Raw genomic sequence first — 23306 nt, 5'->3', positions numbered from 1 at the left:
GGTTGCGTCAAATACATCACCGTCATTCATCGCCGGCATCCAGGCCGGCGATCTTCTTCACCGCCGGGTAGAACTTCGGGTAGTTCACCCTGACGCCGTCGTCGAGGTCGATCTGAACCTGCTGCGTGGCGAGCGGATAGAGCACGTCGTGCTCGTAGTCACGCAGTTCGGCGAGCACCTTGCGCAGCCGGTCCGCTTCCTTCTGGTCCTTCGCCGAAGATCCGCCGGCGGCCGCCACCTCTGCCCGCTCGAGGGCCTTCTGCAGTTTGTTCTCGTACTCACGCAGGTACTCGTTGAGCACGGTCGAGACCGTCGACGGCGTGTAGCGGTGCAAGTAGATCAGCGCGTTGAACGAGCCCTTGGGGCTGGAGAACATCCAGTAGATCGGACGCTTCTTGTAGCGCTTCACGTGATCGTCGTAGAACCTCGACCTACCTGACTTCGTGATGAAGTAGTCGCGAAGTGTCTTGACGCCCAACGATTCCTCCACGAACCGCAGGTTCTCCTCGAAGCGTTCCAGTCCGAACGCAACCTTCAGGAACTTCCGGAAGCGTTCGACGATGTCGTCCTCGAACCAGCCGTCGTCGACGAACGGGATCACGTTGTCGGCGTCCGGCATGAACGTCACTTCGCTGGCTGAGCCCGTTCCTCCGGCGGTTGAGCCTGTTGAAACCTTGTCCAGATAGTCCTGGAGCGTCGCGCCCTGATCGGCCAGGATCAGGCCAGGCTCATCGAGGCTGTAGCGGCCGAACATGCAGCCGACAGCGTACGAGATCAACTCCGCAGCGAGATCCGCACGCTCCAGCGCCTCGTACTCAGCAGCAGATCTGTTTGGGCCATAGCGGAATTCGACGTTGCGAGCCAGGGACACTCGGTGCAAAGGCACATCGATCGGAACCTCGCCCTGCAACCCATACACCTCTGCCACAATGCGGTTGTTCTCCCGCTCGCGGGTCTGCTGCTCCTGAGAGATGACTTTCTTACGAGCTGACCAAAATGAAATTCTTTGAGTAAGTGAGGTCTCGGTGTCCGCGGTGTTGAGTGGCAGTGACGGCGCCGCGAATCCCCACGAGGTCTCAAAGTCGTCCCAATCGTCTTTAGCAGTTGCCACCGCCGCATCGACGATCACCGTTGGCGCCACGAAATCCTCAATGGGCATCAGGGCAACTTGTCCGATTTGAGTGTTGAGTGTCGGAGAGAGGACTTTGAGTAGAGCCGTCGAGGTCGATGAATTCAAGACGGACAAGAGGAGTTCGCGCTTCACACGTGATCCAAAGACGGACATCCCTTTGACATCGTGAATAAAACCGGACGGGAACGCTCTAAACGCCGGGTCGCCGCTAGTTATATCAGACCATGACACGGACGGCAGGAAGTAGGTCTGAGGACTTCGAACGACCGACTTCGGACGTAACGCATATAGTTCTGCGCCGTCATTTTTCCAGTTTACGACGCGCTCTTGGTTGCCCCACCATCTACGGAAATAGCCGCCCTTGTTGTAAGGGAACCACCGCGCGCCAGACTCGATCGCATCGTCGCGGTCGGAGCAGTTAAATGCAGACCGGCATGCACTGACTTCCCACCATGAACGTAGAAAACGGTTATTGTCACCTGTCTGGAGTCCCACCTTGGGATTAGCGAACGCTTTTAGCGAACGGCCCTTTGCGAAGGCGGCGCGCATGGCGTCGGACAGCCAGTACGCGATCGGCGTGCCGGGCACCTCGGCGAACTCCGACGTCGAAATCCTATACAAGTGGCGGTGCATGTCTGTGCTTTTCTCGCCGGCACGCCGCAAGCGATCAGCCTGGATGATTTCAAGAGTCTTAGATCCTTGAATGGCATGCCCGACGAAATCTGAGAGGCGAATGAAAGCGCCGATCTGATCTGACCGACCTCGGTGCAGAACATACGCGCAAACGGGAACCGTTGCCCCGTCGAATCCTGAGTATTCGAGCTGAACGAGAGTGGAGATCGCCTCGTCCCGAATGACGCGATGTCGCAACGCTTCGTAGCTTGAGATGAACATCCAGACGAATGGTGTCATCAGCCCGGAGTAACCGCCCTTTGGCAGAAGGTCGAGACACCGCTCAACGAACATTGCGAACAGGTCGGACTTGCTGTTTGGGAAATCGTGCTTGGCGAACTCCGTGAGCCGCGAGTTCATGTTTCTGCTGCCCATGTATGGCGGGTTTGCGACAACGACCGAGTGTGACTTACTCAGAACTTTCGCTTGCTGGATAGCTTGTCGTGCACGGTTCAGTGTGTCGTAGTGGAGCGTCTCTTCAAGGCTCTTCAGCCCTTCCATGACTGCTACTGCGTGTTTGGTCGCGTATGTGTCTGGCTGGATCAGCGAGCCCAATATATCGGCGTCACGGAATTGATTCCAGAACGTTTCTTCGGTGGCGCGGTCGCCGTCCTTCGTGATGAGCAAGTCCAGCTCATCGGGGGTGAAGGAGATCGGCTCGATCACGCAGATCTTCGGCTGAACTTCGGTACGGGTGAAGAAGCGGCGGTCCTTCGCTCGCGCCTTCATGGTGAGCGCGAACGCGGCGAGCGCCCCGGCGCGGGGGTCGATCTCGGTGCCGTGGAGGTTGTGGGTGAGGATCAGGCACGGGATCTCCGACGGTGCGTAACCCTCTTCCTCGTAGATCGCATACAGCAGGTCGAAGGCGTAGGTGAGCATGTGGCCAGAGCCGCAGGCCGGGTCGATCACGGTCAGCTCTTCGGGCCCCGAAAGCTGCAGGAAGTCTGTCTCCTCGTCGATCGGTGCGATGTAGTAGTCCATCTGCTCGACCAGGCGCGAGACCGGCCGGTTGAGCATCCAGAGTCGACCGAGCGAGTTCTCCAGGAGGTAACGAACAATCCAGTGCGGGGTGAAAAGCTGTGTAGCGGCTGGGATCTCGTCGGCCCCGGCCTTCTTGTTCTTCTTGAATCCGGCGAAGACCTCGGCTTTCCGCTCGGAGATGTAGAACTGGTAGAGCCAGCCGATCACCTCGACGTCGTCACAGACGTCCTCGGTGAGCACCTCGCGAGCACGGGACAAGACGGCGCCTTGGGCGAGCAGACCCGCGGGTACTAGCAACTCGGTGTAGGCACCCTCGGCCTCGAACATGAACGGCATCATCTTGTGCCAATGCCGGCAGTACTCGGTGAGCAGCAGCGCAAAGGCCTCACCCTCGGCGTCGGTGCTGCGGCGACTGCCGTCCAACAGACCGATGATCGCGTCGAGGGTGCCGGCATTGGTGACGACCTCGGTGTCGAGGAGACCGCGTTTCGCGTCGGCCAGAATCTCCGGCTGGCCGTGCTCTTGACCCGATGCCGGCGAGACGACCCCGGCGTCGGTGTAACCCCGAGCATCCATGAAACGCAGCGCAATCAGACGGTTGAACCAGGTGTAGGCGACCCTGTCGATCACGTGCTCACGACCGTGTTCGGCGATCTCCGACTCAAGGAGGCGTACGGTCTCGGCGCGCTCACTGCGCGCGACGGACCCGGCGGCGAGCACCGCGGATACCCGTGCCTCGATGGCGACGATCAGTTCGCGTCGGGCAGCCTTCGCGAAGCTCTCCAGTGGCTTGGTATCCATGCGTCGTCCTTACACCTGTGTCTTGTGAAGAGGCTCGGGCCTGTCAGAGGGTGATGCGCTTGTTGTCGTTGATCGTCGCGACCAACGTGGCACGAAGCTGATCCAGGTAGGCATCGACCTGCGCCTCGGTTTCGAGCACCCCGCCGGCTCCCGGCAGCGAGAGCTTCTTGATCGAGATGCTCTGCTTCGCCGGAGGGGCCGGCGTGTTCGGAACCTGCGATTCGTCGTCGCTGGAGGCCGCCGGCTTCGGAGCCGGAACAGGTCGCGCGGCTTCGAGTTCGTCGAGAATCGCGGGATAGACCGTGTCGACGAAATGCGCAGCTAGATTGCGGATCGTTGGGATCTGCGTCTCCTGCTGAACGCGCGCCCGCATCTGCTCGGCCTGCTGGGTCACCGATTGGCGGGCAGCCTCGGTCGCCGCGCCGTACGATGCGCTGGCGGGCACCTGCTCCCAGTAGTTGTCGATCTTGGCTGTCGCTGCGTCCCGCTCAGTAGCAATTACGTCATCGAGTTGCCCCCGCACGGCTTCGACCGCGCTGCCAAGCTGCATGGTCTTGTTGCCACGGAAGATCTGGGCGTCTTCGAGCGCCGTCTCGATCCCGTCGGCGACTCCGGCTGGCAGGTAGGCGATGTTGGTGCTGTTCGCCTGCACGAACGAGCGGGCGCCGTCGTAGATGGTGCGCTGATTTCCGTTGAGGAACGCCTTGATCGGATTGATCACGTTGTCCTTGGCTTCGAGCAGATCGTCGGCGTCGGCGAAATGCTCGACGAACCAGTCCGCCGGATTGCTGCTCATCTCCGCGAGCAGCCCGATCGGTTCGTCGAGCTGAGCGATGAACGGGTAGGCGGCGGCGCCTGAGCACAGTGCCTTCAGCTCGGCGAGTCTGGCTTCGAGGTGTTCCTTGCCGACGCGGCCGAGTTCGGCGGCATCCTTCGTGATGCCGCCGTCGTTGGTGAACTCGATGACGAACTTGCGGAACGAGTTCACGACCTTCTGGTCGTAGACCCGCTGCGGGGCGACGATCAGATTCGGGTAACGCTGGGTGTTGCGCAGCGCCCCGACGATCTCCGTCCGCGCGAGAGTCTTACCGTCGACCTGGATCTCGATCTTCGCCTGCCCCGCGAGATAGGCAACCACGGCGGCGATGGACCACTGGTCCCAGCCGAACGGCTTGGTGGTGTAACGCACGACGAGTTGCTTCATCGTGACCATCTCGTGCCGCTTGCCCCGCAACTCCAGATGCCCGAGCAGGTCGCCCGCGGGCACCTCGAGGATACTTCCGGTCTCCTCGACGATCCCCTCGGCCGGGTTCACCAGTCCGTTCAGCGTCTGCTCGCCAAACGTCTTTCCGCCGAGCATGCTGAGGTTGGTGTAGGTGGCGGCGATGACCTTGCCGAAGCCGTCGTTGATGCGGATCTGCGCATCCGTGGCGGTCACGTCGAGAACCCCAGCGTTGTGGATCAGGGTCGACGCCCCGACGGCTCCCCGGAGACGTTCGACGATCTCCTTCTCTCTCTCGGTGTTCTGAGAGCCCTTCTCGCTGAGGATCCGACTCTCCACGGCGGTGCGGCTGGACCCCTGAGCGCGCTTGATGTACTTCTCAGTCTTCAAGAGCAGACGCAGGTCGGCGAGGATTCGGTTCGCTTCCGCCGGAAGCGCCACTCGGAGTTCGTCCAACCCTGCGCTCTGCATCTTGATCTGCTCCAGACTGAAGTCCGTCTCGGGGCTGATGAAATGCAGCGAAAGCTCGTACTGCTTGCCGTACGGGACACCGTCGAGCTTGTAGCCGAAGGGGAAGATCTGGCCGCTCTTGGCAGTGGCCTTCGTGGACTTCACGACCGACTCGGAGAGCAACTTGTTGAGTTTCGCGGAGACTTCAGAGCTGTCGATGTCGACGTCCTTGATCTCCTGCTCGATCTTCTGCTCTTCGTTGGTCAGGTAGTCGTACAGGTCGCCATTGCGCTGAATATAGGTCTGCGCCTCCAACGTGTTCAGTGCCTCGACGACATCCTTGCCGAGCTGTGTCAGGTCGGTGCCGAAGCGGTCGTAGACCAGCACAGTGAGGTTACGGGGCGTGGCTTTGAAGCTGTCGACGTACTTCACCAGGAACAGCGCTTTGAGCAGCCGGACCGCGAGTGGGCTGAGCTTGCCGCTGTCGCGAGCGTTCTCGGCACCCAGGATCGCGCGTTGATTCGCGGACTTGAGCGACGCCCGGATGCCCTCGAACATCTGGTCAAAAGACGCGAGGGTGCCGAGCGGCTGGTCGGCGAGGCCAGTGGCGACTTCCTGGACGACGCCGAGCATGGAGCGTTCACCGACCGAGCTGTTGCGGCCCTCGAATATGTTGTGGTCACTGATCGACTCGATTGCTGCCTGGAACAGCGGGAACTGATAGCTCACGAATGGGTAGGTGCCGACGAAGTGCCGCTCGTTGCGGTAGTTCGGGTAGTGGCGGCCTTCGACGAAATCGAACAGGGTCTTGAAGTTCGCATGCTCCGCGTTGTAGATCGTCTCGACCTCGGTGATCGCACCATCTGTCTTGGACAGGAGACGCTTGCGAATGACCTCTTCGACGTCCTGGCTGGTGAGTTTAACCCGGTTCTTGAATCGCGCCTGGATCTTGGAGAAGTCGTTGGCCTGCTGCTTGGTGCGGTCGCCGCCGACCTTCTCCATGTCTTCCTGGGAGGTCACGAAGATCCACGCCCGCCCCCGGCACTTGGTGGCAAGCGATTCGGCGATGGTCTGGAGGTTCAGCATGAGCTGGGTGTTGCTGCCGATGAACTGGCCGACCTCGTCGACGAAGAAGTTCAACCGGTAACCGTCAGGTTGTCGGTCGAGCCAGGCCGCGACCTCGTCGGCGAAGTCTTCGATCGAAACCGAGTAGCTCGCGCTGTACTGGCGGATGATGCCGGGGCTCTCGGAGCCGTTGACCTCGGCGAAGGCCTTGTCAATGTTGCTTGCTTCGAGTGCCGCCTGTTCGCGGCCCTGGGTCCACGGGACTCCCGCGATCCGCTCGAAGGACTCCTGAAAGGCGGCGTACTGGCCTCTCGAGTCGAGGTCGCGTTCGAAACGGGCGATGTGACCCTGGTTGCCGTAGTAGCCGCGAGACTCGTCGAAGATCTTGACGAACACCTTCAGCAGGGCGTCCTTCTGATCCTTCGAGATCAGGGTGGCTTTCTGGTCGATGTTGAACAGCAGACTTGTCGCTTCGATTCGCTCCGCCTTGTCGATCAACGGCGGCAGGAACGCGTCGTCGGCCTTCGTCCGGAACTGGGTGCAGACGTGGGCGCGCGGGTAGTCGTGGCCGTCGATGTCGCCGAGGAGGTGTGCCAGCATCTTCAACAGGTGCGACTTACCGGAGCCGAAGAAACCGGAGATCCAGACGCCGTTGGCGTTCGTGTAGTTCGTGTACGCCTCCAGCACCTGCTCGACGCCCTTGGCGGCCTCGTTGGTGAGGACGTACTCCTCGACCTCGGTCGCGAGCTGGGAGGTATCGTCGGCCTTGATGACGCCCTCGATCGAGCGGTCGATCGGTTTGGCGAAGATCTCGTTGATCGTGGTCATGCTCATGCCTCCTGCTCCAGAATGTCCTTGGCCCGGTAATAGCTGTCACTCGCGCCAAGGTTCAACGCGCGGAGCTGGTGTCCGGCCGACTGAGTGAACTCGTACGTCCCCGGAAACCACGCCAACATCGGGCGTCCCACCACCACACTCTGCAAGTTCTCCAACACCGTGTGCGTACGGACGAACGGGAATACCTCACCGATTCCGGTGAGGAAGACGACGGTCGTGTTGGGCTCGGTTCTTGACTCGGCGTCGAGCCGGGCGCGGATTGCCGGGGCGAGGTGATCGTGAGGATCGAGCATGCCCTGGAGCATCTCGCGGAAGTCGGTCTTGTCCATCGTCGGTTCCGCTTGGAGAACGCGGTCCCAGACACCCCGCTCGGTGAGGAGTTCGACGGTGAGATCGTAGAGATTGATCTCCACCACGCTGATCCCGTCATCGCTCTGGAGCTTCGTGGTGACCCGATCACGCATGCCGTCGACATCGAGGGCCCAGGCAGGCGGGAAGTGATAGATGAAGAAGGGAACTTCCTTGGAGAGGCCTTCCATCCTCAGGAACCGGTCACTGCGCAACACGTCATAGACATGCTTCTCGTCATGGGTGAGGTTCCGCTGGGTCGTTCTCATCGCTGCACCTGGTCGCCTGAAGATGTGAATGGTGTGGTCGTCGGGAAGAATCGGAGGTCGCTGGGCATGCGGTGGTCCAGCACCTCGGTGACACGCTCGGACATCACGGCGGGGACGATGTCGCCAGCGTCGGTACGCAGACCTGCCTCGCGGAGCATCTGGAACAACGTCTGCCGAAGCCTCTGCCGCGTCGACGGCTTCAGACCGTCGAGCTCGGGATGCCACAGGCTCTTACCGGTGATGAACCGGTCGAAGTCGTCGGCGTCGAGCGTTGGCGTCATCAGAAGAAAACGCTCGCGCAGCACCTCTTCGGCGAAGTCACCGATCAGCGTGTAGCGGCGGCAGGCCGCAGTCCACATCAGGTGGTACTGCTCCGTCGGGCTGCCCGCCACAAGCAGCTCGATCTCGTCGTCGTCCAGCGCCGCAAGTCGTTGTACGGTCTCGCGTGCGAGTCTGATCAGCGATGAGGTGGTGCGGGCCAGCAGGAGGTTCTCATCGACAACGCGGGCACGGGTCGCTTGCCAGTCCCGAGAGTCGAGGTATATCGCTGCGACGATTTCACCCTCGCGGGCTAGGAGGCCGCCACTGGTGAACGACAATGCATAGCGCGATTGCGTCTCGTCGGTCACTTGGCGCTGTGCCTCCCCTCCTGTGTGCTGGGCGGCACTAAGACTATCGGGAACCTACGACCTTTCTGGCAGTGGTTCCGCTGACTGAGGTTAGAAGTCGCACTGTTGCGCGTCCAGTGGTGGTCAAGCCACGTCGCCACATACGTTCCGTCAGGCCGGATGCTCCTCACTATCCTCGCCCTCGCTCATCCAAGCGAAGGCAGCGTCCACCGCGCCCTCGTCAGTCCCCAGGATCTGCAGCCCCGCTCGCACGAGCGAATAGAGCTGATCGACCCATGCGTTTGCGAGCTCGACGTTGCCTCCGTAGTTCAGCGAGAGGCTGGGGATTTGATGCATCCCATGGAGCACGTTCAGACACGGTTCCATCGCATGTGTCTCAACTGACCACCATTCTGAGTGAGCGACACCGCTTGCGAGCGAATACGACTGTCGGTAAAAGTCCAGCACGCCGGCTTCTTCGGCCATCACGCGAATCGACTTGCCTTCCGCAAAGGTGTCGCGGGTGTCGACGATCCGGTGATCGAGCACGTCGTCGTTATGACTCAGCCGCTTGAGTTCAGCGATACTCTCGCGAAAGCCAGCGGTTCTCGCTTCGTCGGGTAGCTCATCCGCGATTCGAGAGTAGAGCTTCGCCTTGCCTGCTCCGTATTCCTGAAACTGTCGATAGATGGCCGGGTCCTGCTGCGCCATCCAGTGGAGGTAAATCTTCGTCTCCACCAACATGCGTCCGATGTGCGCACCGTGCTCAACGCACCACATATCTGGAGCGCCCAGCACCGCGATGACATCACGCCCGGCGCGGGTCACAAGCCCCGAAACGACCTCCTGCCGTTCATTCGCGTAGAGGTCGGCCGGGGCGGTCTCCAGCGCCTCGACGAAGCTGCTGAGCAAATCCATGGTGAACCGACGCAGGTTTTCGCCGCCCTCGGGCATCGGCGTTGGCTGGGCCGGACGGCCAGAAAGTGCCTCAGGGTCCAACTCTTCGGTAAAGGCATCCTGCGCGCCGTCGATCTCCCGCTTTCGGATACATCTCGACGTCATCGAGTTAGCTCCCCAGAACACGCGCGCCCACTCGATCGCTGCATCGAAGTGATTTGGATCATCGACCTGAATCATCGCTTTGTGTGCGCCCCACATTGCCCGCACGACCGAGTCAGCCGCTGCACGTTTGGTTGGCACGACTGGATAGTCCTCGAGCAGCTCGATCGTGTCGGCTCTCGAGCTGAACGTTCCGGCCTGGACGGTGCTCCACGTGCGGAAGCACTTCAGCAGCGCCTCGCGATGGTCATCCTGCATGACACCGAGCACCGCATCCCGGATGAGCTCGAGGTCCTGTTGCTGGGGTGGTGTGACCTCGACGTCGCCGACAAGCCACCGGGCAGGAAGGTACGGATAGGACACCAGCGCACCTCGAACCCCTTCAGAAAGAAGGCCGTGGCGTCTCGCCTCGTCCACGACAATCGCAGATGCGTCGGGGAATTTATCAACCAGCACGGCTAGATGAGTGAGTCGTCCATCGAGTAACTCCGCTACCCATCCGCCCTCGTCATGGTGAGCGAGCCACTCCTGCACAGCCTTCTGCCATTTCACGAACTGCCGGACACCGTCGTTACCCAACTCGACCAGGACGAGTGCAGGCCAAAGGAGATCGGGAAGGTCGTCCTTGAGCCAGTTCGCGACGCTCAGCACACCTGTCGCAGCGAGCGGGGACTTGTAAACGCGTCCCTTTCTCACATGGCCCGTCAGTGGGCCTGAGTGCTGGTTTGGCTTCGGGAAGTTCACGTTCCGAATTTACCTTCAGGGACCGACAACGCTGGCTGACCGCAAGTCCGCACGGGGAATTCCGGTGCCACCAGCGGACTGGTGGATCCAGCCGGAAGCCAGACCGATCGGGTGGAAACAGATGTATGCCCGCTCGCGGCCTCACCTATCGACGCGGACCACTGGGCCTTCCGCGGCACCATGCACTTCACGCCCGAGGATCGAGAGAGACACGAGGCCGAGGAAGCGCGCTCCCACCAAACTCACGAGCATTGCCGTGCCGGCCCTCATTCAGTCAACGGCGCGCTGACGATGCGCTTGTCAACGACGCTGCGCCATTTCCCAAGAAACACCGCACACACCTGCGCGCAACTTGCCCGCACGAATGGCTCTTCCGGGGCTCGACGCACCGCGGCCAGGATATCCGGACCTCATCGATCAATGGTTCCGCGGTTACCTAGATTCGCTACTCCGCGTTGGTGTTTCATCTGATGACCGCGATGATGGCCACCATCACGGCGCTATGCGGTGGGGCGCGATCGAGATCTATCTGAACACCCGAGGCGAGGGCTTTCCCGGCGCGAGCGTCATCTTCGGGGCGATCGGCCTCTTCAGTGCGTCGTATCTCGCTGCCGTGCTGGCCGTCCGGCTGCAGCGGGGATCGCTGATGCTGTCGAGCGACGGTATCTGGCAGCGGGGCTGGAGTTTCGAGTCGTATCTGCCCTGGGAGTCGGTGGCCGGGGCCACTGCCGTGCATCACGGATTTCCGGAGACGCTGGTGATCGCGTACTCGAACGCCCCTTGGGGGCATCACTACACGACTCGACTCTTCCGGACTGACCGCTTGCCGCTGTCGCCGCTGATCGAGGTTGACACCCGCCAGTTCGCCGTCGACCCGGTGCTCCTGCATCACCTGGTCAGCTACTACGCCAACAATTCGGACACCCGAGCTGAGCTCGGCACGGACGCGGCGATCGCCTGCGCCCGTGCCCGCGACTACCCTAGCTACGCCGCCAGCAGGTCCTTGTACTCCGGATTCTGCTCCACAAACTTCTCCACATACGAGCACGACGTCGCGATCGAGATCCCGTCAGCACGCGTCGCGTCCAGCGCCGCCGCGACCAGCTTGCCGGCCAACCCCTGCCCGCGGAATGCGGGATCGGTGACGGTGTGGTCGAAGTCCCGCACGCCGTCGATCACGGTGTAGTCGGCGTACCCGGCGAGGGCGTCGTCGACGTGGATCTCGAAGCGGTTCTCGGCCGGCTTGTGCTCGATGCGGTGCGCCACGGTGACGGGTCCCTTCGTCGGAGGATGCCTCGCACGTTACCCATGCGGGGTACTAGCCGAATCAACTATCCGGCGCCGAGTGCTATTCCGGCCTCCAACAGCGCCGAGCGAAGCTCGTCCAAACTCACCGTCTCGTGCAGCCACGTGGGCGCCTCGATCGGGCTCTGCAGCACCCGCTCAACTGCCAGCGCCGCGACCACCGCCGTCGCTCGCGACTGCCCGCGGCCGGTGGCCCACCACGACCTGCCGTCGCCGCCGCGCGCGGCGATCACCCAGCCGTCGCCGGCGGGCATGCCGCCCGCCGGCATCAGGGCCGCGATCCGCGGGGTCCAGGTCAGTGCCGCCAGGCCGACGGTCGCCAGGCGGGAGTCCAGGCGCAGGTAGCTGCGGACCGGTACCCCCAGCTCCGCGGTCAGCCGGTGCTGGTCGGCAAAGTCCGTGCGCAGGGCCGGGAACCGCGGGTAGCCCGCCTCGGCAGGCAGGTCGAACCGCGTCGGCCGGGTGTAATTGCGCACCCGCGAGCCGTCGGGGTCGTCGAAGCGCTTGCCCAGCAGCCCGTAGGTCCATGCCGTCGCGGCGGGCCCGTGCTCCTCGCCGGCGCCGAGCCCGATAAGCACGTCCACCGGCCCGCCCGCGCGCGCCGCCTCGGTCGCGAGCAGGCCGCTCAGGCCGGGCGCGATCCCGACGCCCAGCAGCACCGGTCCGTCCACCCGCTCAAGCTCCCGCGCGTACCCGGACGTCGCGGTGATGTCGACGAACGCGATGCCGCGTCCGGCGACCGCCGCCGCGACCGCGGGGTCCTCGGCACCGGAGGCGTTCACCACCGCCGACACCCCGTCCAGCCCCGACACCAGCGAGCGGGGGTCCGCGAGGTCGACCACCCGGTCCGCCCGCGCCGGGTCCCGGCCCGCGGCCAGCGCGTCGATGCCCGCCGCGCGCAGCCGCTCGACCACGTGGCTGCCGACCGCGCCGTATCCGCCCAGAACCAGTACCGAAGTCATGTCGATCTCCCATTCGCTTCACTAGAGTAGTGCTCTAGTGCGTCACTCTAGATCTACACTTCAGTTCGTGGCAACACCGAACGAGGACGACAAGACACCGGCGCGGCGGAAGATCCTCACCGCGGCGCGCACCCTGTTCACCACCACCGGCTACGCGTCGACCACCATCAAGGCGATCGCCGCGGAGGCGGGCGTCGCGGTGCAGACCGTCTACTTCGTGTTCGGCAACAAGCGCAGCGTGCTGGCCGCGCTGCTCGACGTCTCGATCGCCGGCGACGACGAGCCGATCGCGACGCTGGACCGGCCGTGGGTGGCCGAGGCCGTCGCGGAGCCGGACCCGATGGCGCAGTTGCGGATCCAGGTGCACGGCGCGCGGCTGATCCTGGACCGGGTGGGCCCGGTGCTGCTGGCGGTCCGCGCGGCGGCGGGCGCGGACCCGGAGGTCGCGCAGCTGTGGGCGACCACCTGCGAGCACCACGAGACGGTGCTGCGGCACCTGGCGACTGCGCTCGCCGGCAAGGTCGACGGACTCGACATCGACCGCTGCATCGACGTCGGGCTGGCGCTGCAGAGCCCCGAGACACACGCCCTGCTCATCGACGAACGGGGCTGGAGTGCAACGGACTACGACGACTGGGTGGTCGAGGCGTTGGCGTCCGCCGCGGGCATCGGGAACTGAGCGTTAGCCGAGCAGTTCCCGGATGTCCTCCGCGGACAGCGTCGCGTTGAACGCCCACGTGCGTCCGCGATACTCGGCGCCGGTCGCGGTGGCGAGCGATCCCACTGCCGCCCGCTCTCACTGCCGTGTAGGCACCCCATGTCAGCCCATCGATAGCGCTAAAGCTATAGAGCGCATTCGAGTTAATATGCAGGCGTGCGCAAGAACGAGGACTCGGGCGGCAAAACGCTGGAGGGCTACCCACGTCCCTCCGTCGCGGTCGACGTCGTCGTTCTGACCTACTCGGAGGGCGCGCTCCGAGTAGTGGTGGTCCAGCACGAGCGCGGCATGCTGGCGCTGCCCGGCGCCTTCCTGCATGAACGCGAACTGCTGACCGCCGCCGCCGAGCGAGCGCTGCTCAAGGCCGACATGGCCGGCACGCAGTTCCATCAGCTGGCCCTGTTCGATCGCCCCGATCGAGATGACCGCGGCTGGGTGCTCTCGATGGCGCACACCGCGGTGTTGCCGATGCGCGAGCTTCCCGACGCCGCGATCCTGGTGCCGGTGCACGACGGCACGGTGGGGCAGGAGCTCGGCTTCGACCATGCGGACATGGTGCGGCTCGCGGTCGACGACCTTCGGGCGCGGTACGCGGCGCGGGTCGACCCGGCGAGATTACTGGGGGAATCGTTCACGATGCTCGAGCTCCGTCAGCTCTACGAGGTGGTGTTCGCGCGGGAAGAGTTGCAGAAGGACTCATTCCGGCGTCATGTGGTCGGTTCTCTCGTGAAAACCGGGGAGTGGTCGAACGTCGGCAACGGTCGGCCCGCCGAATTGTTCCGCAGGAACGGTGACGCCGTGCTTCCGGCGCAGGCCGCGGCGCTGTTCATCGGATAGGTGTCTGCGATCGCGCGCCGTAGCGCGGCTTGCCGCACAGGGAGGAGCGGCCGGTGGCCGAGGTGGACTGGTACGAACCGTGGGCGGCGACGGACGAGCAGTTGACCTTCCCTCAGTGTCTTGCCGCTCAGGTTCTGGATGCAGTGATGGGCTGAGCTTCGGTAATACGCCCCGCCCGGTCGACGGGAGGTGCGGGTCGAGCCCGCGCATCCAGGCTGTTGCATCCCGGCGAGGGCCTGCAGAGAGCTTCCGGTAGCGTCACCTATCGGTTTGCCATGCTGGGGAGGGGACATGGAGGAATCAGACCTTGAAGTGGTGCCGGAAGAAGTTGCTCTGGTAGGGCGAATCGTCCGATCTGCCGCGGTGGATCTTGCTACGGCCATGAAGGCTGTGTCGGGGGACGTCGATGCGCTGCTGTCGAGCTGGACAGGCGGCGCCTCTGCGTCCTACGCCGACGGATGGGCGCACGTTCGCGATGGCGCGGACAAGGTATTCGAGGCGCTCGGCGACATGTCGGAGCTCCTCGGCTCGACAGCCGAAGCCTACGAACAACAAGAGGCGGCAACGGCGGAAAGCCTGAGCTCGCTGAACTGGTTGTCGTGATGGCCGGAGGCTACCGGGTAGACCTGGATGAACTCGAGGCGACCGCAATCCGTATCAGGGGATTTGTGGAACATCTCCAGGACCAATTGGACGAGCTGGACCGGAGAATCTCAGACCTTCACGTCACATGGAGCGGAACCGCGGCGAGAGCGCACCGGGAGGCGCATGACCATTGGTCCGCCGGAGCCCGTGAGATGCGCAATGGTGTCGAGTCGATGAAGAGCGCTGCCGAACAGGCGCATTCGAGCTACAGTGCCGCGGTTGCGGCAAACCTTCGCATGTTCGGCGGCATGTGACCATGGCGCCGGGAACTGTGATTGAAGTCGATTCCGAGCACTTCTATTTCGCGTCGAGCGGCTGCGCGGTGGTATCGAATCGGCTGTCTGTCGGATTTCAGGGCGTTGTCTCGACTTTGGCGGGATGCGATTCGATGGGAGGCAGCGACGACGGCGGTGAGGTGTGGGGCCGGGACTACGACGAACAGGTGAGGGCGACACTCACCGCCGTCAACGAACTGATCCAGGCTTTCGACAACCACGCGCTCCTCTTGATGCAGGCTGGGCGCAATCATGACACTGCGGAGCACGGAGCCACCCTCGATGCCGGCCCGCCACCGTCACTCCCTCCGGACCCGGATTCTGCCGCTCTCGTGACGCCTACAAACCCGGCATCGGCGGTTGGCAATGCGGGAGGAGGCTTGGAAGCCTTTGACGAGCTGATCGAGTCAATCGGCATTCCGTGTCCAAACGGGGATACAACCAAGCTGGCTACGGCCGCCAATGCGTGGGATGAGGTCGCGCAGCTGATCATCGACGACGCAGCAGCAACGGTGTCTCAGTTCATCGACGACCTTCGAAATGTCCGGTCGCCCGAGGTGGACCTCGCAATCGCCGACTGTGAGGCCTTGTCACACCTACTGGGCGAAACAGGATCGACTGTAAGGGGATTAGCGCAGTCTTGTCGCGACCACGCGTCTTCAATCGAGGAAACGCGGTTCGGGATCGTGCCTGTACTTGAGGGTCTGATGACCGACCTCGGGCTTACGGTCGCGGTCACTGTCCTGGCCGCATTGGTGAGCGCGGGTACCTCCGCCGTCGTAGGTGCCGCCAATGCGAGCAGGCTGATCAAGACCGCAGCAGACATGATCCGTCCCATTGTGAGGATCTTCGTCGACAAGACCCCGCGGCTGTTGGCGCGTGAGCGGGTCGGAGATGCGCCTTCTCGAATTCGAAGTGTTGCGGAGAGGCTGCGGGGCAAATCGAAAGAGGAGGCGGACGGTGCGTCGCCGAGGCCCCCCGAGACTGCAAAGCCCTGGACCGCGGAGGACCAGGCAGCATTCGACTTCGCAACCCGTTCGGAGCGCCTTGAACACACATTTCATCCCAAGCACAATTTCGATCCACTCGTCGAGCAGTTCGGTAGCCGGGAGGCTGTCGTGAGAGCGTTCTTGGAGGAGCTCAATGGGTTGACGCCGGCAGCAGGGGTCTTTGAGGAGACGATCGTTGTCGGTGGACAGAACGTTGTGGTTCGGGGCGCCGTCCACGACGGTGTCGTGAAAATTGGAACTGCCTTCACACCGTAGGAGTGATTGATGACGACATTTGAACCCCTCTCCGTGAATGATCTCGCGGTACTCCGCGCCCTGCTCGTCCAGGTCCCGGGCGGGCTCGGCGACGAAGTGGCAGCGCAGTTGCCGCACACGCAACGCGAGTCCGGAGCCGTCACCATGGTCGAACTGGCGGTGGACTCGAGCGTGCCGAGGGCACATGTTGCAGACGGGCCTTTGCCGGGTCGCGCGCTGGTTGAGGACTCGACTGGACTGATCGGAGAGTTGATGGTGTGGATGAAGTCGGGTCACCTGTCCACTCTCGAGTACGCCTGGTACACGGATGATGTTCCGACCGCGCTCCCCAGCCCTGTTCAGATTCGGTTTGCATAACGGCGACGGGCCCAGTCGGTGTGATCGCGATCGCGCCGTGAACATGGCCTGCTGGGTGGAGTGAGTGCGATGGTCCCACCAGCTGGCCGATGGCTGCCGGGATGGGACATGATGCGACGTAGGCGGGAAAGCAAGCCGGTGCTGCCGACGGGGGAAGGCGCACGACGCCGGAGCTGCCGGGCTCTCGGATCGGCCTCGTAGGTGGCCGAGGCGGGTTGAAGACGGCCGATCCGGTGCGCGCATGAGGGGGAATCGTTTTGGTGACCGACCAGCACGGGCGACCGGCACTGCACACGCCGAGCAATTGGCTGCACCCGCGGTACACCGTTCGGGAGGTGCTCTCGATGGTGTTGCTCGCCGGGATGGGCTTCCTGGCGGCCCTCTTCGGCCTGGCCGGCTGGGCGGGTGGGCTGTCCGCGGCGCTTCGCTACGGCGCGGGATTCGCGTGCTTCTTCTTCCTGATTGTCGCGACTGGGGTGGTGATGAGAGGAACGGCGCATCGTCAAACCGACATCGGGGCCGTCACCGTCGGTGATGGGACGGCGACCGAATTGCGGCAGTCGCGTCGTCTGTGGGTCCTGCTCGTGGCGCTGATGGCGGCCTGCGCGACGCTGCCGCTCGCCGGGGCGGTGGAGATCTACCTCAATGTGCCGAGTTCGTTCATTCCCGGTGCCTCGGCGGTGTTGGGGTTGTTCGGCGCGTATTGCGCGAGCTTCCTTGTCGTGGTTGCCGCCCGCCGGGTCAGGCGCGGCGAGATTCGACTCACTCCCACCGGAATCTTCCACCGCGGCTGGAGTTTCGAGTCGTACCTGCCGTGGGATGCCGTGGCCGGTGCAGTGGACGCGTACCACGGTTATCGGGCGATCCTGGTCGTCGGTTACTCGAACGCGGTGTGGCGGCGTCGATACACGACCCGGCTGTGGAGGATCGATCGCCTGCCGCCGGTTCCGCTGATCGAGGTGGACTGTCGCAAGTTCGCGATCGACGAGGCGCTGCTGTTCCATCTCGTGCTCTATTACGCCAACAACCCTTCCGCGCGAACCGAACTGGGCACCGCGATGGCGATTGAGCGGGCTCGGGTGGGGGACTATCCGTCGCCCGCGACCGGACTTCCTGCGCTGTGAACCCTGGGTGGGCGAGTCCCGGGGGCACCCGGAAAAGCGTTAGCGCAATTATGATCTAATTGCCGTCTGGCACTGATCTGAGGGGGTATTGATGGTTTCGTTCCTACAGTCAACCGCGTTCACCGCGTTCGGTGCGCCGACCACCTGGGCGGAGGTGATCGGTTTCGTCACCGGCGCCTGGTGCGTGTGGCTGGTCGGCCGTCAGTCCGCGTGGAACTGGCCGATCGGCATCGCGAACAACGCCGTGTGGATCCTGCTGTTCGCGACCGCCGGACTCTTCGCGGACTCGGGACTGCAGGTGGTCTATATCGGCCTCGCCGTGTGGGGCTGGCACAACTGGGTGCGCGGCCGCGTGGGGGAGACGTTGCCAGTCACCGGGACCTCCTTTGCCGAATGGCGTTGGCTCGCAGGTGCGGGAATCGTGGGCACCGTCGCGCTGACGGTGCTGCTCGACACCGCGACCTCGTCGACCGTCCCGTTCTGGGACGCGGTGACCACCGCGCTGTCGCTGCTCGCGACCTGGGGGCAGGCGAAGAAGCGCTGGGAGTCGTGGCTGCTGTGGATCGCGGCCGACCTGATCTACATCCCGCTCTACCTGCACAAGGGCCTGACGCTCACCGCGCTGCTTTACGTGGGGTTCCTCCTGCTGTGTGTCCGAGGGTTGCTGGCCTGGCGTCGCAGCATGGCTGCCGCACCGGCGGCCACGCCCGTGCCCGTGACGGTCGGCTGAGCGATGTACGAGCACGCGCTGGTGATCGGGAAGTTCTATCCGCCGCACCGCGGCCACCATCACCTGGTTCGGTCGGCGGCGCGCGTTGCCGCGCGGGTGAGCGTCGTCGTGATAGCGTCCGCCGCCGAAACGATCCCGCTCGCGGAGCGGGTGTCGTGGATACGGCAGTCACACGCAGGCGACGCGAACGTGACGATCACCGGGATCGCCTGCGACGCACCGATGGACCTCGAGTCGACGCCGGTGTGGGCGGCGCAGGTCGCCTGCATGAAAGCGGCGGTGCGGCAGATCGACGCGGAACCCGTCGACGCGGTCGTCTCCAGCGAGAAGTACGGCGACGAGCTGGCGCGCTGGTTCTCGGCGACCCACGTCTGCGTCGACCCCGATCGCGTCGACCACCCGGTCTCCGGGACCGACTGCCGCGCGGACCTCGCGGACCGCTGGGACTGGCTCGACGAGCCGGCGCGGGCCGGGCTGGCGACCCGCATCGTGGTGCTCGGCGCCGAGTCGACCGGCACCACCACGGTCAGTCGCGCGGTGGCAGAGCACTATCGGGACCGCGGCGGGGTCTGGTCGCGGACCGGGTGGGTGCCCGAGTACGGGCGTCAGGCCACCCACGACAAGCTGGCCCGGCTGCGCGCGGCGCAACCCGGCGCCCCGGTGAAGGCTCTCACCTGGACCGGTGACGACTTCGCGCACATCGCTTCGGAGCAGACCCGGACGGAGGAGGCCGCCGCCCGGGCCGGTTCGCCCGTTCTGATCTGCGACACCGACGCGTTCGCAACCACGGTGTGGGAGCGGCGGTACCTCGGTCCGGACAGCGGGCGCGCCTGGGAGGCGGTCGCTGATCGGCAGGCGCTGTACCTGCTCACCGACCACGTCGGAGTCCCGTTCGTGCAGGACGGCATTCGAGACGGCGAGCATGTCCGGGCCGAGATGACCGGTTGGTTCGAGGACGCGCTCACCGCGACCGGGCGCTCGTGGGTGCTGCTCACCGGCTCGCTGGAGGAGCGGGTGGAACTTGCGGTCCGGGTGGTCGACCAGGCATTGGCGCAGCGGTCGTCGTTCGGCGCGCCGCTGTGAACAGTTAGTCGGCCATCGTGAGTCCCGCTCGCTCGAGTCAGTCCGCGAGCTCGAACCTGGGCATCTTTCCGCATCGCACGCGTACCTCGCCCCAATCGCCGTCGACGAGATAGGAACCGTCGTCGCTCACCAGGCGGTCGATGTTGCCGAGGTCCTCCTCGCCGCTGGCGTCCACAAATCTGTTCGTCGACCGCCTGATCCATTCGATCTCGGTGACGTCGTCGAAGACCAGTGCGGCATTGGCATAGCAGTATTGCTCGCCGGGCAACGGGTCGTGATAGCTGGGGTGCTCCGGGGTGAGGACGGCCTCCAGCTTGAATGACAACGTGTGTGGGAGCTCCGAGATGGCGAGTACGAAACTGTCCTCGAGATAGACACCCGATAGCCCAGGAAACCGGGTGTAGTCGATTGTCACGGCGGGTCCCATTCGATCGGAGTGTGGCGGCAGAGGAATACGAGCTCGGGGCGCGTCGGGCATGCGGACTGAGCGTTACCCGAACAGTTCCCGGATGTCCTCCGCGGACAGCGTCGCATTGAACGCCCCGCCCTCGTCCACCACGCTGGCGAACAGTTCCGACTTGCGGGCCTGCAGCGCCATCACCTTCTCCTCGATGGTGTCCCTTGCGATCAGCCGGTACACCATCACGTTCCGGGTCTGCCCGATCCGGTGGGTGCGGTCCACGGCCTGCGCCTCGCTGGCCGGGTTCCACCACGGGTCGAGGAGGAAGCAGTAGTCGGCCTCGGTCAGGTTCAGCCCGAACCCGCCCGCCTTGAGGCTGATCAGGAACACCGGCGCGTCGCCGTTCTTGAACTCGCCCAACACCTTCGCCCGGTCCCGGGTGCGGCCGTCGAGGTAGGCGTAGCCGATGCCCTCGGCGTCCAGCCGCGTGCGCACCCGGTCCAGGAACCCGGTGAACTGGCTGAACACCAGCGCCCGGTGACCGCCGTCGATCACGTCCGCCAGCTGCTCGAGCAGGGCGTCGATCTTCGCCGACGCGACCGAGGCGTGCGTGTCGTCGATCAGCGACGCGTCCAGGCTCAGCCGGCGCAGCAACGTCAGCGACTGCAGGATGGTGAACCGGTTGGCGTCCACGTTCTCGACCAGCCCGAGGATCTTCTGGCGCTCGCGCTGCAGGTGGGTGTCGTAGAGCTTGCGGTGCCGCGGCGACAGCTCCACCTCGAGCACCTGCTCCTGCTTGGCGGGCAGGTCGGAGGCGACCTGTTCCTTGGTGCGGCGCAGGATCAGTGGCTTGATCCGCCGCCGCAGCCGGCCGAGCAGCTCGACGTCGCCGCCGTTCTCGATCGGGGTGCGGTAGTACTCGGCGAACCTGGTCGGGTTCGGGAACAGCCCGGGCGCGGTGATCGACAGCAGCGACCACAGCTCCATCAGGTTGTTCTCCATCGGGGTGCCGGTGATCGCGATCTTCGTCGGCGCCTCTATCCGGCGCATGGTCAGGTACGCCTTGGACCGGTGGTTCTTGACGAACTGCGCCTCGTCCAGCAGCAGCATCGACCAGCGGTGCGCCGCGTACTCCTCGTCGTCGAGCCGGGCCAGGGTGTACGAGGTGACCACCACGTCCGCGCCCTCGATCGACTCCGTCAGCGGCGCACCGCGTTTCGCCGCGGTCTCGGACATCGTGACCACCCGCAGGTGCGGGGCGAAGCGCGCGGCCTCCGACGCCCAGTTCGAGACCACCGACGTCGGCGCCACGATCAGCACCGGCGGCTCGGACGGGTTCGCCTCCCGCGCCTGGCAGATCAGCGCCAGCGACTGCACCGTCTTGCCGAGGCCCATGTCGTCGGCGAGGATGCCGCCGAGCCCGTTCGACCAGAGGAAGCTCAGCCAGCGGAACCCGTCGAGCTGGTACGGCCGCAGCGTCGCCCGCAGCGAGGCCGGGGCGTCGAGGGTGGACGACGCCGCCACGTCCAGCAGCCCCTGCACCTGCTCGCGCCACCGGGCAGCCTGCCGCTCCACCACCCCGAGCGCCGCGAACTCCTCCCAGAGCGACACCTGGAACCGGCTCAGCCGCAACCCGTTCGGGTCCTGCTCGTGTAGGCCGGCGGCCTCGGCGATCAGGTCCTTCAACCGCTGCAGCTCCGGCTTGTCCAGCGAGAGGTACGCGCCGTCGGGCAGCAGCAGGTGGGACTGGCCCGCGGTCAGCGCGGCGAACAGGTCCCGGAACGGCACCGGGGCGTCCTCGACGCGGACCGTGATGGACAGGTCGAACCAGTCGCCGCTGTCGGTGGCGTCGGTGCCGACCCCGATGCTCAGGCTGTCGCCCGCGTCGCGGTAGTCGGCGGGCGAGCCCTCCACCCGGACCTCGACGTCGTCGCGCCCGCGCAGCAGAGGCAGCAGTTCGGTGGTCAGCCGCGCGGTGTCGAGCCCGTCGAGGCTCACCCGCGGCAGTAGCCCGCCGCCGGGGCCGAGCAGCCGGTGCTGCTCGAGCGGCAGGTCCAGCCCGGCGAGCAGCGCCCGTTCCCCGGCCGTGTCGCGGAAGGACTCGTCGGCGCCAGGGGCCAGCTCCACCTCGTGGTCGGCGCCGCCGACGGCGTAGAGGAACCGCCAGTGCAGCCGGGCCCGGTGCCCCGCCTGGTACGCGACGTCCAGCAGCAGCGTCGGGCCCTCGATCGTCGGGGCGGTGAACGAGCCGTTGGATGAGCGGACGCTGGCGGCCCGGCTCAGCCGCGGGTAGTAGGAGGTCGCGAACCGGTCGGCGTCGGCGGCGGGCACGGTGATGGAGGCACCGGCGATCGCCAGTTCCTGCATCGCGCGCGTCGCCGTGCCGGACAGCCGGGCGATCCGGAACGGCCACTGCGCGGGCGAGGTGGCCTGCGGGTCGCCGGGGCGCAGGTAGATCACCCCGTGCGCGTCCTCGCCGAGGAAGCCGAGCACCACCACGGGCCCCTCGGAGTCGTCGGTGCGCACGGTCGGGGTGACGACGAGGTCGCCGCCGGCATCGTCGATGTCCACGCACAGCTCGGCGGTGCCGGGGTGGGGGAGGGCGCCCAGCTCCTTGGTGCCGTAGAGCAGCTCGATCCCGGCCCCGGCGGCCTCGTCGAGCAGTGCCCACAGCCGCCGATTGGTGATCGTGGTCAGGTCGAGGTCCTTCTCGGCGGACCCGTAGCCGCTGCGCCTGCGCCCGCCCAGCTGGTGCACCGTGTGCAGCTCGCTCAGTAGGTCCCGGTGCCGGGGGTCCACCTCGTGCATGGTCGGCAGGTTCGCCCAGTTCATGTTCGCGTTGACCCAGCCGGCCCTGCCGGGCCGGGCCAGCCGCGCGTACAGACGCCAGAACTGGGAGCGGGGGCCGGGGGTCAGCGTCAGCTGCACCGCCAGCGGGACGGTCCCGCCGTCGCGCCGGTCCTCGCCGCCGAGGGCGGCGCCCAGCACGTCCTCCCAGGACGGCGGCGCCGCGACCGCCTGGGTGTCCGGCTGGTCGAGGAGCGCGACCGTCAGCGCGACCGAGTGCTTGCAGTTCAGCCGGACCGGGCAGCTGCACTCGCCGCGCGCGAACTCGAGCCGCTCGGCGCGCAGGCTGAACACCGCCGAGGTCCGGTACAGCTCGGTCCCGTCGACCAGGCCGACCGCCCGCCGCTCCGCGGCCAGCCAGTCCAGTTCCAGCACCGAGCCGCCGCGGGCGTAGCGGACCCCGCGGTCGTAGGTGGTCTGGCCGACCGCCCGCACCAGGGTGGTGATGGTGTGGTCGCGATCGGCGGGCGTGAGCATGGCTAGACGGTAGTCGGTGGGGGAGACAGTGCAGGTCGCGCGCCCGCCCGAACTCCTGTTCGCCGTCCTCGTGTCGTCGCGCCGGCGGGAGTA

At 65.1% G+C, this 23306-nt stretch carries 18 protein-coding genes; 9 read left to right on the top strand and 9 right to left on the bottom strand.

Annotation, left to right across the window (positions count from 1 at the left end; genetic code table 11):
- Positions 1-22: 22 nt before the first annotated feature.
- The 7 genes from pglX to ABIC28_RS21645 form a co-directional block, all read right to left on the bottom strand.
- Entirely contained in the window at positions 23-3586 is a 3564-nt protein-coding gene (gene pglX / locus ABIC28_RS21675; protein WP_354580795.1) for a BREX-1 system adenine-specific DNA-methyltransferase PglX, read from the bottom strand.
- A gap of 43 nt (positions 3587-3629) precedes the next feature.
- Positions 3630-7157, bottom strand: coding sequence for a BREX system P-loop protein BrxC (gene brxC, locus ABIC28_RS21670; RefSeq protein WP_354580793.1), 3528 nt, complete (start codon positions 7155-7157; stop codon positions 3630-3632).
- Positions 7154-7777 (bottom strand): DUF1788 domain-containing protein, encoded by a 624-nt coding sequence (locus tag ABIC28_RS21665; protein ID WP_242421153.1) that lies wholly within the window; start codon positions 7775-7777, stop codon positions 7154-7156. The genes brxC and ABIC28_RS21665 overlap by 4 nt, the downstream gene beginning before the upstream one ends.
- Positions 7774-8406 carry a DUF1819 family protein gene (locus tag ABIC28_RS21660; RefSeq protein ID WP_354580790.1) on the bottom strand — a complete coding sequence of 211 codons (633 nt, stop codon included), beginning with the start codon at positions 8404-8406 and terminating at the stop codon, positions 7774-7776. The genes ABIC28_RS21665 and ABIC28_RS21660 overlap by 4 nt, the downstream gene beginning before the upstream one ends.
- A gap of 150 nt (positions 8407-8556) precedes the next feature.
- Entirely contained in the window at positions 8557-10188 is a 1632-nt protein-coding gene (locus tag ABIC28_RS21655) for a DUF5677 domain-containing protein (protein ID WP_354580788.1), read from the bottom strand.
- Between the two features lie 984 nt (positions 10189-11172).
- Positions 11173-11454, bottom strand: a complete 282-nt coding sequence (locus tag ABIC28_RS21650) for a GNAT family N-acetyltransferase (protein WP_354580786.1) — start codon at positions 11452-11454, stop codon at positions 11173-11175.
- 65 nt (positions 11455-11519) lie between these two features.
- Positions 11520-12455 carry an NAD-dependent epimerase/dehydratase family protein gene (locus ABIC28_RS21645; RefSeq protein WP_354580784.1) on the bottom strand — a complete coding sequence of 312 codons (936 nt, stop codon included), beginning with the start codon at positions 12453-12455 and terminating at the stop codon, positions 11520-11522.
- A gap of 67 nt (positions 12456-12522) precedes the next feature.
- On the opposite strand from ABIC28_RS21645, the gene ABIC28_RS21640 reads away from it, so the two are divergent.
- The 9 genes from ABIC28_RS21640 to ABIC28_RS21600 all read left to right on the top strand — a co-directional run bounded on the left by ABIC28_RS21640 (position 12523) and on the right by ABIC28_RS21600 (position 19489).
- Positions 12523-13134, top strand: coding sequence for a TetR/AcrR family transcriptional regulator (locus ABIC28_RS21640; RefSeq protein ID WP_354580782.1), 612 nt, complete (start codon positions 12523-12525; stop codon positions 13132-13134).
- 195 nt (positions 13135-13329) lie between these two features.
- Entirely contained in the window at positions 13330-14010 is a 681-nt protein-coding gene (locus ABIC28_RS21635) for an NUDIX hydrolase (RefSeq protein WP_354580780.1), read from the top strand.
- 291 nt (positions 14011-14301) lie between these two features.
- Positions 14302-14613, top strand: coding sequence for a WXG100 family type VII secretion target (locus ABIC28_RS21630; RefSeq protein WP_354580778.1), 312 nt, complete (start codon positions 14302-14304; stop codon positions 14611-14613).
- A complete protein-coding gene (locus ABIC28_RS21625) occupies positions 14613-14909 on the top strand; it encodes a WXG100 family type VII secretion target (RefSeq protein ID WP_354580776.1) in 297 nt (98 codons plus the stop codon). The genes ABIC28_RS21630 and ABIC28_RS21625 overlap by 1 nt, the downstream gene beginning before the upstream one ends.
- A 2-nt stretch (positions 14910-14911) precedes the next feature.
- Positions 14912-16195: a hypothetical protein gene (locus ABIC28_RS21620; protein WP_354580774.1), complete on the top strand. Its 1284-nt coding sequence runs from the start codon at positions 14912-14914 to the stop codon at positions 16193-16195.
- A 9-nt stretch (positions 16196-16204) separates the two neighbouring features.
- Positions 16205-16552 carry a hypothetical protein gene (locus ABIC28_RS21615; protein WP_354580772.1) on the top strand — a complete coding sequence of 116 codons (348 nt, stop codon included), beginning with the start codon at positions 16205-16207 and terminating at the stop codon, positions 16550-16552.
- Positions 16553-16812: 260 nt separating this feature from the next.
- On the top strand, positions 16813-17676 hold the full coding sequence (locus ABIC28_RS21610) for a hypothetical protein (RefSeq protein WP_354580770.1): 864 nt from the start codon (positions 16813-16815) through the stop codon (positions 17674-17676).
- A 91-nt stretch (positions 17677-17767) separates the two neighbouring features.
- Positions 17768-18406: a nicotinamide riboside transporter PnuC gene (gene pnuC / locus ABIC28_RS21605; RefSeq protein WP_354580768.1), complete on the top strand. Its 639-nt coding sequence runs from the start codon at positions 17768-17770 to the stop codon at positions 18404-18406.
- 3 nt (positions 18407-18409) lie between these two features.
- Positions 18410-19489: an AAA family ATPase gene (locus tag ABIC28_RS21600; RefSeq protein WP_354580766.1), complete on the top strand. Its 1080-nt coding sequence runs from the start codon at positions 18410-18412 to the stop codon at positions 19487-19489.
- Between the two features lie 37 nt (positions 19490-19526).
- On the opposite strand, the gene ABIC28_RS21595 is transcribed toward ABIC28_RS21600, so the two are convergent.
- Both ABIC28_RS21595 and ABIC28_RS21590 read right to left on the bottom strand, forming a co-directional pair.
- Positions 19527-19904, bottom strand: coding sequence for a hypothetical protein (locus ABIC28_RS21595; protein WP_354580764.1), 378 nt, complete (start codon positions 19902-19904; stop codon positions 19527-19529).
- A 75-nt stretch (positions 19905-19979) separates the two neighbouring features.
- Positions 19980-23213, bottom strand: a complete 3234-nt coding sequence (locus tag ABIC28_RS21590) for a DEAD/DEAH box helicase (protein ID WP_354580762.1) — start codon at positions 23211-23213, stop codon at positions 19980-19982.
- Between the last annotated feature and the right edge of the window lie 93 nt (positions 23214-23306).

This window comes from Rhodococcus sp. PvR044 (assembly GCF_040548995.1).
In the GTDB taxonomy this organism is placed as follows: Bacteria; Actinomycetota; Actinomycetes; order Mycobacteriales; family Mycobacteriaceae; genus Rhodococcus_G; species Rhodococcus_G oryzae.
The sequence above is the reverse complement of the archived record's forward strand: the minus strand, read 5'-3'. Positions and strand labels throughout refer to the sequence as shown.